This window comes from Pseudomonas sp. TKO26 (assembly GCF_003225665.1).
Taxonomy (GTDB): Bacteria; Pseudomonadota; Gammaproteobacteria; order Pseudomonadales; family Pseudomonadaceae; genus Aquipseudomonas; species Aquipseudomonas saponiphila.
Window position 1 is genome coordinate 354,830 of the sequence record NZ_QKLN01000004.1, and the last position, 12,226, is coordinate 367,055.

10 protein-coding genes and 1 pseudogene are annotated in these 12,226 nt (G+C 63.2%); 5 read left to right on the plus strand and 6 right to left on the minus strand.

The window, feature by feature from the left end; all coding sequences use genetic code 11:
• Positions 1-12 precede the first annotated feature (12 nt).
• The 5 genes from efeO to DNK59_RS08740 form a co-directional block, all read right to left on the minus strand.
• Positions 13-1,212, minus strand: coding sequence for an iron uptake system protein EfeO (efeO, locus tag DNK59_RS08720; protein WP_110722955.1), 1,200 nt, complete (start codon positions 1,210-1,212; stop codon positions 13-15).
• Between the two features lie 9 nt (positions 1,213-1,221).
• Positions 1,222-2,070 (minus strand): iron uptake transporter permease EfeU, encoded by an 849-nt coding sequence (gene efeU / locus DNK59_RS08725; protein WP_110722956.1) that lies wholly within the window; start codon positions 2,068-2,070, stop codon positions 1,222-1,224.
• A 266-nt stretch (positions 2,071-2,336) separates the two neighbouring features.
• Positions 2,337-3,242 (minus strand): AraC family transcriptional regulator, encoded by a 906-nt coding sequence (locus DNK59_RS08730; RefSeq protein ID WP_110722957.1) that lies wholly within the window; start codon positions 3,240-3,242, stop codon positions 2,337-2,339.
• Between the two features lie 183 nt (positions 3,243-3,425).
• Positions 3,426-4,724: a glycosyltransferase gene (locus DNK59_RS08735; RefSeq protein WP_110722958.1), complete on the minus strand. Its 1,299-nt coding sequence runs from the start codon at positions 4,722-4,724 to the stop codon at positions 3,426-3,428.
• A gap of 68 nt (positions 4,725-4,792) precedes the next feature.
• The gene (locus tag DNK59_RS08740; protein ID WP_092314512.1) at positions 4,793-5,152 is read right to left on the minus strand and encodes a response regulator; all 360 of its coding nucleotides are present in this window, start codon (positions 5,150-5,152) and stop codon (positions 4,793-4,795) included.
• 254 nt (positions 5,153-5,406) lie between these two features.
• Here DNK59_RS08740 and DNK59_RS08745 point away from each other — a divergent pair, with 254 nt between their 5' ends.
• From DNK59_RS08745 to DNK59_RS08765, 5 genes are all read left to right on the plus strand, one after another.
• Positions 5,407-8,901 (plus strand): response regulator, encoded by a 3,495-nt coding sequence (locus DNK59_RS08745; protein ID WP_110722983.1) that lies wholly within the window; start codon positions 5,407-5,409, stop codon positions 8,899-8,901.
• Positions 8,901-9,716: a protein-glutamate O-methyltransferase CheR gene (locus DNK59_RS08750; protein ID WP_016964143.1), complete on the plus strand. Its 816-nt coding sequence runs from the start codon at positions 8,901-8,903 to the stop codon at positions 9,714-9,716. The genes DNK59_RS08745 and DNK59_RS08750 overlap by 1 nt, the downstream gene beginning before the upstream one ends.
• Entirely contained in the window at positions 9,713-10,318 is a 606-nt protein-coding gene (locus DNK59_RS08755) for a chemotaxis protein CheB (RefSeq protein WP_110722959.1), read from the plus strand. Before DNK59_RS08750 ends, DNK59_RS08755 begins: the two co-directional genes overlap by 4 nt.
• The gene (locus tag DNK59_RS08760; protein ID WP_092314516.1) at positions 10,312-11,496 is read left to right on the plus strand and encodes a hybrid sensor histidine kinase/response regulator; all 1,185 of its coding nucleotides are present in this window, start codon (positions 10,312-10,314) and stop codon (positions 11,494-11,496) included. The genes DNK59_RS08755 and DNK59_RS08760 overlap by 7 nt, the downstream gene beginning before the upstream one ends.
• 126 nt (positions 11,497-11,622) lie before the next feature.
• Positions 11,623-12,000, plus strand: a complete 378-nt coding sequence (locus DNK59_RS08765; RefSeq protein ID WP_092314518.1) for a response regulator — start codon at positions 11,623-11,625, stop codon at positions 11,998-12,000.
• On the opposite strand, the pseudogene DNK59_RS32075 reads toward DNK59_RS08765, so the two are convergent.
• Positions 11,960-12,172: pseudogene (locus tag DNK59_RS32075) on the minus strand (hypothetical protein); the annotation flags it as partial. The gene DNK59_RS08765 and the pseudogene DNK59_RS32075 overlap by 41 nt on opposite strands.
• Positions 12,173-12,226 lie beyond the last annotated feature (54 nt).

Sequence of the window (12,226 nt, forward strand, 5' to 3'; positions counted from 1 at the left end):
GGGCTCGTCTGGTTACAGGCCGGAAAGGCCGAGGGCGGGGTCGATGGTGTCCAGGGCATCGGCCAGGGCCTGGGCCTTGTCGGCGATGTCTTGGCGTTGTGCGGCGCTGACGCGGTCGTAGTCCACATAGCCGAAGCCTTGGCGCAGGCTGTCGAGGCGGGCCGCCAGGGCCTGGTTGGCGCCATCCACCTGGGTCAGCAAGGGGGCGGCGGACTTGCTCAGCAAGGGGCGCAGCAGGTCGATGACCTTGCGCGTGGTTTCCAGGTTGGCGGTAAAACCGTTGAGGTCGCTGTGGCTGTAGCGTTCCTCTTCACCGCTGCCGGCTCGCTGCTCGGCCAGGCTGCGGATGTTGCGCGCCACCACGCCGACCAGCTGTTGCGGCGCCAGGGTCTGGGCCAGCAACTGCTCCTTGAGGCGGGCCACGTCGTTGGACAAGCCCTGTGCCACCGGGGCCAGGCCTGCCAGGTCGCGTTGTTCGAACAGGCCGTATTCCAGGCGATGGAAGCCGCGAAAGCCCGGGTCCTGTTCGCGCTGCTCGAAGTAGTCGGCGCGGGCATTGATGGCGTTGTCCAGCTCGGCCAGGCGCTGGGCCGCGGGGGCCAGGCGCTGATAGGCGGCACGGGCCGGCAGGTACAGGGCCTGGGCTTGTTTCAGGTCGCCGGCGTCGATGGCTTGCTGCAAGGCGCTCACCGCCTTGACCAGGGCGCTGCCGGAAACGCTCAGGTAGACCCGGAACTCCGACAGCGGGCCGACAAAGGCCACTAGCGAGGGACCGGCCTTGGCCTGGGCATCGGACTCGGCAGTGGCCGTCACATGCAGGGTGCCGCGCGGGTTGCTCAACAGCCCGCAGGTGATGCTGTAGTCACCCGGTTGCAGGTTGGCGTTGATCACCTGGCTCAGGCCCGGAGCGATGTTCTCCCGTTCCTCGACCACCAGCACGCCGTCGAGGATTTCCCATTCCACGGCGCGATCCGAGCGGTTGACGATGCGGAAGCTGGCGTGTCCGGCCGGAACGGTCAGGGCGTTGGGCTGGCAACTCTTGGGGTGGATGGTCACGGTGACTTCGCCCTGGTGCGCCTGACGCTGGTCGGCGGCCAGTTGCGCGGCGTAATAGAACAGCCCGCCGGCGGCGATCATCACGATCACCGAGCCGGCAACCGCCCAGGGCAAGGCGCGGGGTGGCGAGGCCTGGGGAGAGGCTTGCTGGGTCATGGGGGAGCCTTACTGACTGGAAACGGAAGAGGTCGGGGCGGGCGCCTTGGCCGCGCTGCGGGCGGGCAGGAAGAACAGCGCCAGGGGCACCGTCAGGGACAGCCCATAGGCACCGAGGGTGCTGAGGGGAGGGGCGTCCTGGTAGCCGAACATGCCGGCCAGCACCGAGCCCAGCGGACCGTCCATGGGGAGGCTGGCGCTGAAGTCGAAGAGCACGGTCTGCCAGTGATTCCAGATCCCGGCTTCATGCAGGGCCTGCACCGAGTTGGCGAGGATGCCGGCGGCCACCAGCAGGATGAAAAGCCCGGTCCAGCGGAAGAACGCCCCGAGGTTCAGGCGCATGCTGCCGGTATAGATCAGGAAGCCGACGATGATTGCGGCGATCAGGCCCAGCAGGGCGCCGATGGGCGCGCCAGGCCCTTCGCTCTGCTGGAACACCGCCAGCAGGAAGAACACGGTTTCCAGGCCTTCCCGGGCCACGGCGAAGAACACCATGGCGATCAGGGCCATGACCTGATGCCGGGAGCCGGTCAGGGCCTGGTCCAGGGAGGCCTGCAGGGAGTGCTTGATCGAGCGGGCCACCTTGCGCATCCAGAACACCATGGAGCTGAGGATGCCCACGGCCACCAGGCCGACGATGCCTTCGAACAGTTCCTGCTGTTTCTGCGGGAACTCGGCGCTCATCAGTTGCAGAGCGCCGCCCACCAGCAGGGCCAGGGCCGTGGCGAGGAACACCCCGATCCACACCGCGGGCATCCACTGGCCGCGGCCGGTCTGTTTCAGGTAACTGGCGATGATGCCAACGATAAGCGCGGCTTCAATCCCTTCGCGCAGCATGATCAGAAATGGAACGAGCATTCAGCACCGGCGGAACAATGGGTAGGGAAGTAATTTGTAACATAATGATACTCATTGCTAAATGAAGATGATTAGCATCCGCTGAACCTAAGCTGAACGAGATTTGTTTACTTCTGGAGTGGGGGGTTGCGCCCGTCTCCATCCCGCATGGGGCGGCTGGCGAGGAGAGACGCAAGAGATGCGTTGAATGGGCTGGCGCCTTCGCTGGCAAGCCAGTTCCTACAGGTGGAATTGCGCAGGGTTTTTGCGGGAGGTTGCGGGCCGGTTCAGCCGTGGTTCTGCTCGGTCAGGCGTTGCACCGCCAGGCGCCGGTAATGGGAAGGGGTCATGCCCTTGAGTTGCTGGAAGCGGCGGTTGAAGTTGGAAATGTTGTTGAAGCCCGATTCAAAGCACACGTCGGTCACCGGTTTGTCGCCAGCGGCCAGCAGTTCGCAGGATTTGCTGATGCGCAGGCGATTGACGAACTCGATGAAGCAGCGGCCGGTGGCTTGCTTGAACACTCGGGAGAAGTAGCTGGCTTTCATCCCCAGGTATTCGGCGACTTCCTCCAGGGGCAGTTCCCGGGCGTAGTGGGCAAAGATGTAGTCCACTGCGCGGTTGGTGCGGTCGACGCTGTGCTCATCCGCCAGTTGCCCGCGGGTGGCGCTGGACAGCAATTGGTAGTCGTCGCAGGCCGCCAGCAGTTCCATGAGGATGAAGAAGTGGCCGAGACGGCTGATGCCGCTGGAGTCGGCGATACGCTGCATCAGCGGCAGGGCCTGGGCAATGGTTCGCGGGCAGCGGAACTCGATGCCGTATTGCGCCCGCTCCAGCAGGGGGCTGAGGTTCTTCAGTTCGCTGAAGACCTGGCTGCCGCTGTCGAAGAGTTCGTCGGTGAAGTTCACCAGCATGTCGCGCTTGGGCACCACTTCGTCCTCGGCTACCTGGCTGATCCAGTTGTGGGGCAGGTTGGGGCCGGTGAGGAACAGGGTGTGCGGATAGAAGTTGCCGATGTAGTCACCGATGAACACCTTGCCGGCGCTGGCGACGATCAGGTGCAGCTCGTACTCCTTGTGGAAATGCCAGCGCACCAGTGGGCTGGGGAAGCCGTGCTGGCGATAGATGATCGACAGGCCGTTGTGGTCGTCCATCAATTCATAGGAAGGGTCGGTGATCTTGCCGGGTCGGCTCATGGCGGAAGACAGTTCTTGTTGTTGGCCCGCCCGATAATGCCTCGCGGCCTTCCCGCGCACCAGTAGGAGCTGGCTTGCCAGCGAAAACGCCGGTCCGTTCAGCACATGCCTTGCGCCCCTCTTCGCCGGCAAACCGGTTCTCTCCCAGAGGATTGCGCGGCTCCTGCGCTGAGGGCGGCAGGGTCAGGGAGCCGGGCGGTTCTTCGCCTCGATCCACTGCGCCATGTATTGGGTGCTCTTGTGATGGTGGTGGCGCAGCATGGCGCCGGTGAAGTTGTCGCGGCGCTGCTGTTCCAGGTGCTGGCGGCACTGCTGCAGGCGCTGGATCAGCGCCGGGCCGTGGAGCTGCTGGCGGTAGCGCGCCTCCAGCAGGCGGGCTCCCGCGGCCTGGGCCTGGTTCCACAACGCCTGGTCCTGATACAGGCGCACCGCCGCCGTCGCCAGGGCGCTGGCGGATTCGGCCACGGCCCCCGGCCACGGCAGGTCGTCCTGGGACATGGATTCGCTGCCCACCGGGGTGGTCACGCTGGGGGTGCCGCAGAGCATGGCGTCCAGCAGCTTGCCCTTGATCCCGGCGCCGAAGCGCAGGGGCGCCAGGCAGATCCGCGCCGCGCTCATCACCTGCAGCGCGTCTTCGGCCCAGTTCATGATGTGAAAGCCCTGGGCCGGGTTGTGCAGCGCCGCGGCCTTGGGCGGGGTGTAGGCGCCGTACAGCTGCAGTTGCGCGCCGGGCAGTTGCTGGCGGATCAGCGGCCACACGCGGTTTTTCATCCAGAGCACGGCGTCCCAGTTCGGTGCGTGACGGAAATTGCCGATGCTGAGGAAGTGCGCCCGCTGTTCGAAAGGCGTGAACGCGTCGGGCAACCGGTCCAGCATCAGTGGGCACCAGTGCAGCAGGGCCGGGGGCAGGCGGAACTGCTGCACCAGCAGGTCGATCTCCACTTCGGAGATCATCAGGCTCAGGTCGCAGCGGTAGATGGCGGCGATCTCGCGCTTGGCCAGGTCGGTGTCGGCCATGTGGCGGAACTCTTCCAGCGGCGCCCGGCGAAACAGGGCACTGCAGTCATCCTCGTCGGCGCCGGCCTTGAGGTGATCCTTGAGTCGCTGGTGGCGGGCGTGGCGCAGGCATTGCAGGTCCGAGGTTTCCAGGACCCGCAGGGCATTCGGGCAGTGCAGCTCGACGCGCCAGCCGAACTGCTCTTCCATCATGAACTGGTCGAACAGCACGATATCCGGCGCCAGTTCGGCGACGAAGCGGTCAAAACTGCTGTTGTTGAGTTCGATCGGGCACTCGCGGATGCCCAGCGCCGCCAGGTCCTCCTTGTGCTCGCCCTCGTTGGCCGGGCTGCTGAAGGTCAGCTCCCAACCCTGATCGAGAAAGCTCTGGAGGATCTGCATCATGTGCCCGCCGGCGGCGGAGGAGCGGGGTTCTGGCCAGACGTAACCAATGATCAGGACTTTGGTTGCGGCGGAGGGACTCATGAGCGGGCATTCCTGGCAGGCGGGGGCAAAAAAAGGTCGCCATTAAACCACAGCCGGCCGCCAGCGGATCAGCCGAGGATGCTGCGCACCTTGTCCCGCAACTGATCGATGGAGAAGGGCTTGCCGATCACCGCCATGCCGGCCGGCACCTCGATGGATTCGGCGTAACCGCTGGCGAACAGCACCGGCAATTGCGGGCGCAACTGTCGGGCCCGCTCGGCCAGTTCGCGGCCGTTCATGCCGGGCAGGCCGACATCGGTCATCAGCAGGTCGATGCCTTGTTCCCGGTCTTCCAGCTGGTGCAGCGCGGCGTCACTGCCATCGGCTTGCAGGACATTGAATTCGAGCTCTTCGAGAACATCGACAATCAACATGCGCACGATGGCATCGTCTTCGACGACTAGGATGGTGGAAGCGCTGGCGGGCATAAGGACACTCTCAAAAAATGAATTCGGCGGGGCGGCGTTACAGGCGGCCTTGTGCATCAGTAAGTGGCGGCTGGCCACAAGTTCCCGAAGCTGTACAAAAAAATGCTCTTGTACAAGCCTCGGCAAGAATAACCGCTTCTTTTGTTCCAGCGCAGCTTCAATTGCAGTTGTGAACCCAGCGGTTATAAAAAATAGCTGCAATGGCCGAATGTGGGGCAAACTTCGTTTTTTTTACCGGCGTCCAGGTCCATCAAATGATTCGTCCGACTTCGATTGATGAACAGAGTTTTCGCAAGCTGCTAACCCGCAATATCAGCCTGCCCCTGGGTGTGGGCGTGCTCAGCGCGGTTTTTTTCGTGTCCCTGATCACCTACCTGCTCTCGGTGATCCAGTGGGTGCAGCACACTGACCGGGTGATCAACAACCTCAACGAGGCGGCGCGCCTGACCATCGACCTGGAAACCGGCATGCGCGGTTTTCTGATCACCGGCGACGAGCACTTTCTCGACCCCTACGAAGTGGCCAAGCCGCGCATCGTCAGCGAGCTGCGCAGTCTTCAGGAACTGGTGAAGGACAACCCGCAGCAGGTGGACCGGCTCAAGCGCCTGGAAGCCCTGCAGGCCGAGTGGAACAACTTCGCCCAGGGCATGATCGAGCTGCGGCGGGAGAACGGCGACTACCGTGGCGCGGTACAGGCCGGCCGTGGCAAGCGCCTGACCGACGAGATCCGCAAGGAGTACGACGACGCGGTGGTCATGGAGCAGCAACTGCGCCTGGAACGCAATGAAGACGTCAGTCGCACGACCATTTTCAGCGTGATCCTGTACCTGCTGTTCGTGGTCGGCATCAGTGGCCTGCTGGCCTACATCGGCCGCCGCGACCTGCTGGCACTGTCGAAAAGCTACAGCGACAACCTTGAGGCCCAGGACCAGAGCGCGCGGCGCCTGGAGCAGCAGGCCTGGCTGCGCAACGGCCAGAGCGAGCTGGCCGAACAGATGCTCGGGCAACCGAGCCTGAACCTGCTGGGGCGCAACATCCTGCAGTTCTGTGCCCAGTACCTGGGGACGCCGGTAGCGGCGCTGTATGTGCGCGAAGACCACGGCAGCCTCAAGCGCGTGGCGTCCTACGGCTTCTCCCGGGAGCAGGAGCAGCAGGAGCAGTCGCTGTATGGTGACGAAGGCCTGGTGGGGCAGGCCGCGCAACACAAGCGCCTGATCCGCCTGGACAATGTGCCGGTCGATTACTTCAAGGTCAGCTCCGGCCTGGGTGAAGGCGCGCCGCACAGCGTGCTGGTGGTGCCGACCCGGGATGACGATCGGGTCAACGGCGTGATCGAGCTGGGCTTTCTGGGGGCCTTGAGCGAACGCGATGTCGAGTTGCTGGAGCTGATTGCCGGCAATATCGGTACCTCCATCGAGGCTGCGCGCTATCGCCAGCGCCTGCAGGAAGTGCTGGCCGAAACCCAGCAGCTCAACGAAGAGCTGCAGGTGCAGCAGGAAGAGTTGAAGACCGCCAACGAAGAGCTGGAGGAGCAGTCGCGGATTCTCAAGGAGTCCCAGGTGCACCTGGAAACCCAGCAGGTGGAGCTGGAGCAGACCAACGAACGCCTGGCCGAACAGGCGCAGATCCTCGCCGAGCAGCGCGACGCCATGGACCGCAAGAACAACGAGTTGAACGAGGCGCAGACCCAGCTCGAAGAGCGCGCCGAGGAGTTGCAGCGTTCCAGCCGGTACAAGTCCGAATTCCTCGCCAACATGTCCCACGAGTTGCGCACGCCCCTCAACAGTTCGTTGATCCTGGCCAAGCTGCTGGCGGAAAACCCCCAGGAGAACCTCACTGCCGAACAGGTCAAGTTCGCCGAATCGATCTACTCCGCCGGCAATGACCTGCTGAACCTGATCAACGACATCCTGGACATTTCCAAGGTCGAGGCCGGCAAGCTCGAAGTGCGTCCGGAAAACGCCAGCGTGTCGCGCCTGGTGGATGGCTTGCGCAACCTGTTCCAGCCGTTGACCGTGGACAAGGGCCTGGAGTTTCGGGTGCAACTGCAGCCTGGGGTGCCGCAGATGCTGTTCACCGACCGCCAGCGGGTCGAGCAGATTCTCAAGAACCTGCTGTCCAATGCGATCAAGTTCACTGAACAGGGCCAGGTCAGCCTGAGCGTTTCCGTGCAGCCGGGGACGGGCATCGCCTTTGCCGTGCAGGATTCCGGGATCGGCATTGCCCAGGACCAGCAGCAGAGTATCTTCGAAGCCTTCCGCCAGGCCGACGGCACCACCAGCCGGCGCTATGGCGGCACCGGCCTGGGGCTGTCGATTTCCCGGGACCTGGCGACCTTGCTGGGCGGCTCCATCAGTGTCAGCAGCGAGCCGGGGCGTGGCAGCATCTTCACCCTGGTGTTGCCGGAGTACTACAACGAGGCGGCGCAGCCGTTGATCGTGGCCCAGCCGGCGCCGTTGCCGGCGGCACCGGCGCAGCCTGCGAGCATGGCGCCGGCGCCGACCGAGACAGCCGCTGTCGATATCCCGCGATTCATCGATGACCGGGACAAGGCGCCCTTCAGCGGACGCTGCATCCTGGTGGTGGAAGATGAGGCGAACTTTGCGCACATCCTCTTCGATCTGGCACACGAACTGGGGTATCACTGCCTGGTGGCCCACGGCGCCGACGAAGGCTTCAGCCTGGCGGAGCAGTTCGTCCCCGATGCGATCCTGCTGGACATGCGCCTGCCCGACCATTCCGGGCTCACGGTGCTGCAGCGGCTCAAGGAACACCCCCAGACCCGGCACATCCCGGTGCACGTGATTTCCGTGGAAGACCGGGTGGAGGCGGCCATGCACATGGGCGCCGTGGGCTACGCGGTGAAACCCACCACCCGCGAGGAGCTCAAGGACGTGTTCGCCCGTCTCGAAGCCAAGCTGACCCAGAAGGTCAAGCGCGTGCTGCTGGTGGAGGACGACGACTTGCAGCGCGACAGCATTGCCCGCCTGATCGGTGACGACGACATCGAGATCACCGCCGTGGGCCTGGCCCAGGATGCCCTGGACCTGCTGCGCGAGAACGTCTACGACTGCATGATCATCGACCTCAAGCTGCCGGACATGCTCGGCAACGACCTGCTCAAGCGCATGTCCACCGAGGACATCTGCTCCTTCCCGCCGGTGATCGTCTACACCGGGCGCAACCTGACCCGGGACGAAGAGGCCGAGCTGCGCAAGTATTCGCGCTCGATCATCATCAAGGGCGCTCGCTCGCCGGAGCGCCTGCTGGATGAAGTGACGTTATTTCTGCACAAAGTCGAATCCCAGTTGTCCCATGAGCGGCAAAAGATGCTCAAGACTGCCCGCAGCCGCGACAAGGTGTTCGAGGGACGCAAGATTCTTCTGGTGGACGATGACGTGCGCAACATCTTCGCCCTGACCAGCGCCCTGGAACACAAGGGCGCGGTGGTGGTGATCGGCCGTAACGGCCATGAGGCGATTGCCAGGCTTAATGAAATCGAGGACATCGATCTGGTACTGATGGACGTGATGATGCCGGAGATGGACGGTTTTGAAGCCACGGTGCAGATCCGCAAGGACCCGCGCTGGCGCAAGCTGCCGATCATCGCGGTCACTGCCAAGGCCATGAAGGACGACCAGGAGCGCTGCCTGCAGGCCGGCTCCAACGACTACCTGGCCAAGCCCATCGACCTTGACCGGCTGTTTTCCCTTATCCGCGTGTGGCTACCGAAGATGGAACGAATTTAGTGGAGCGTAATACCGAGATCGAACTGCGTTTGCTGATCGAAGCTATCTACCTGAAATACAGCTACGACTTCCGCGACTACTCCGGCGCTTCGATCAAGCGCCGGGTCAACCACGCCCTGCGCCAGTTCGAATGCAAGACCATTTCCGCGTTGCAGGAGCGGGTACTGCACGACCCGACCGCGTTCATGCAACTGCTGCAGTTCCTGACCATTCCGGTGAGCGAGATGTTTCGCGATCCGTCGCACTTCCTGGCCATCCGCCAGGAGGTGGTGCCGCTGCTCAAGACCTACCCGTCGATCAAGATCTGGATCGCCGGCTGCAGCACCGGCGAGGAGGTGTACTCCATGGCCATCCTGCTGCGGGAAGAGGGGTTGCTGGAACGCACCATCATCTATGCCACCGACATCAACCCCAGCTCCCTGGAAAAGGCCAAGCAAGGCATCTTCTCCCTGGAGAACGTGCGGGCCTACACCCACAACTACCAGCAGGCCGGTGGCCAGCGCTCCTTTGCCGACTATTACACCGCGGCCTACGACTACGCGATCTTCGACAAGACCCTGCGCGAGAACGTGACCTTTGCCGACCACAGCCTGGCGACGGACAGTGTCTTCTCCGAAACTCAATTAATTTCGTGTCGTAACGTATTGATTTATTTCAATAAAAAATTGCAGGATCGGGCTTTTGGGTTGTTCCATGAGTCGCTTTGTCACCGTGGTTTCCTGGTGCTGGGCAGCAAGGAAACCCTGGAGTTTTCCGCCTATGGCAAGCATTTCGAACCCTTGGTCAAACAAGAACGGATCTACCGCAAGACATGAGCCAGGAAATTGACGCGCCCCATCGCCGGCCTCGGGTCGAGGCGGTGGTGGTCGGCGCCTCCGCAGGGGGCGTCGAAGCCTTGTTGAGCCTGTTCAATGAAATCAGCGCCGGTTTCAGCCTGCCGGTGATCGTGGTCCTGCACCTGCCCGACGAGCGTCGCAGCCAATTGGCCGACATCTTCGACCGACGCCTGGCGCTGAGGGTGAAGGAGGCCGACGACAAGGAGTCGATCGTTCCAGGCACCCTGTACTTCGCGGCTCCCGGCTACCATCTGTCGGTGGAGCAGGACCGCACCTTGTCCCTGAGCCAGGAGGAGCGCCTGCATCACTCACGTCCAGCCATCGATTACCTGTTCGAGTCCGCCGCCGACGCCTACGGCGAGCACCTGGTGGCTGTGTTGTTGACCGGGGCCAATCAGGACGGCGCCCAGGGCCTGGTCGAGGTCAAGCGCCAGGGCGGGCTGACCATTGTCCAGGACCCCGGTGAAGCCCATGTCTCCACCATGCCGGAAGCGGCCCTGGCCCTGCAGCAACCGGACTACATCCTCCCTTTGCGCGGCATCAGCCGTCTGCTCGCCGAGCTGGAACGAATCGCATGTTAAGTAATATTCAAGCCAAGCTGCTGATCGTCGACGATCTGCCGGAGAACCTGCTGGCCCTGGAAGCGCTGATCAGGCGCGAGGACCGCACGGTGTACAAGGCGCTATCGGCCGACGAAGCCTTGTCATTGCTGCTCCAGCACGAATTCGCCATGGCCATTCTCGATGTGCAGATGCCCGGCATGAACGGCTTCGAGCTGGCCGAACTGATGCGTGGCACCGAGAAGACCAAGAACATTCCCATCGTTTTCGTCAGCGCCGCCGGGCGCGAACTCAACTACGCCTTCAAGGGGTACGAGAGCGGGGCGGTGGACTTTCTGCACAAGCCGCTGGATGTCCATGCGGTCAAGAGCAAGGTCAATGTCTTCGTCGACCTGTACCGCCAGAGCAAGGCCATGAAGCAGCAGGTCGAGGCCCTGGAGCAGAGCCGGCGCGAGCAGGAGGCGCTGCTCAACAAGCTCCAGGCCACCCAGAACGAGCTGGAGCAGGCGGTGCGCATGCGCGATGACTTCATGTCCATCGTCGCCCATGAGGTACGCACGCCGCTCAATGGCCTGATCCTGGAAACCCAGCTGCGCAAGATGCACCTGGCCCGGGAGAACGCCGCGGCCTTCAGCCTGGACAAGATGCAGGCCATGGTCGATCGCGACGAGCGCCAGATCAAAAGCCTGATCCGCCTGATCGAGGACATGCTGGACATCTCGCGCATCCGTACCGGCAAGCTGTCGATCCGGCCATCGCGGTTCGACCTGGCGCAACTGGTGCGCGGTCTGGTGGAAAATTTCGCGCCCCAGGTGGAAGCCGCGCAATCGTCCCTGACGCTGCAGGCCGAGCAGCCTCTGGAAGGCCAATGGGATGAGTTCCGCATCGAACAGGTGATTTCCAACCTGCTGACCAATGCCCTGCGTTACGGGGCCAAGAGTCCCATCGAAGTCAGGGTCTATGCCGAAGATGGCGAGGCCCGGGTCGAGGTGCAGGACCACGGCATCGGCATCAGTGAAGACAACCAGAAACGCATTTTTCAGCAGTTCGAGCGCGTCAGCGCCAGCCACGTGGCGGCGGGCCTCGGGCTTGGGCTGTTTATTTCCGAACAGATAGTCACCGCCCACGGCGGCACCATCGCTGTCGAGAGTCGCCTGGGCCAAGGTGCGCGGTTTCGCGTAAGCCTGCCCCTGGCCTGACTGCAGGAGCCGGTTCGCCGGCGAAGCGCGCCAGGCCATCGGGAATCGCGAAAAGCGTAATCTGCACGCAACCTCTGCGTGACCCAATGGTCGAAGGGGCAGCAATTGACCGAGCAAAGGTTTTCCATGAGTGAAGATGCACAAGACGTCGTACTGATCGTCGAAGATGAACCGGTGATCCTGATGCTTCTGGCCGACTACCTGTCGGGCCTGGGCTACCGGGTGCTCCAGGCCGAGAATGGCGAGCAGGCGTTCGAGATTCTCGCCAGCAAGCCGCACCTGGACGTGATGATCACCGATTACCGGCTGCCGGGCGGGATTACCGGGGTGATGATCGCCGAGCCGGCGGTGAAGCTGCGCCCGGACCTCAAGGTGATTTTCATCAGCGGCTACCCCAATGAAATCCTCGAATGCGCCAGCCCCATCACCCGCAAGGCGCCGATTCTGGCCAAGCCGTTCGACCTCAACCGCCTGCAGGAACAGATCCAGCAACTGCTGGCTTGATCCGCGCCGGTGGAAGGGAAAGGGCTTGGATCAGTTGCATGCCGGGCTTGGTAAAGCCGCCACGGACCGCTGCGTGCCCGGTGGCGTCGGTGATGAGCAGGACGTTCAATCGCGGCCCGATCTTGGCCCGTTGCCGGCCGTTCCTGCTCGGCATACCGATGTAGCAGACTAAGCAGCCTTTAGGGCGCGCCAGGCCCAGGGGGGCCTCTTCGCAGCCTTTCAGGCT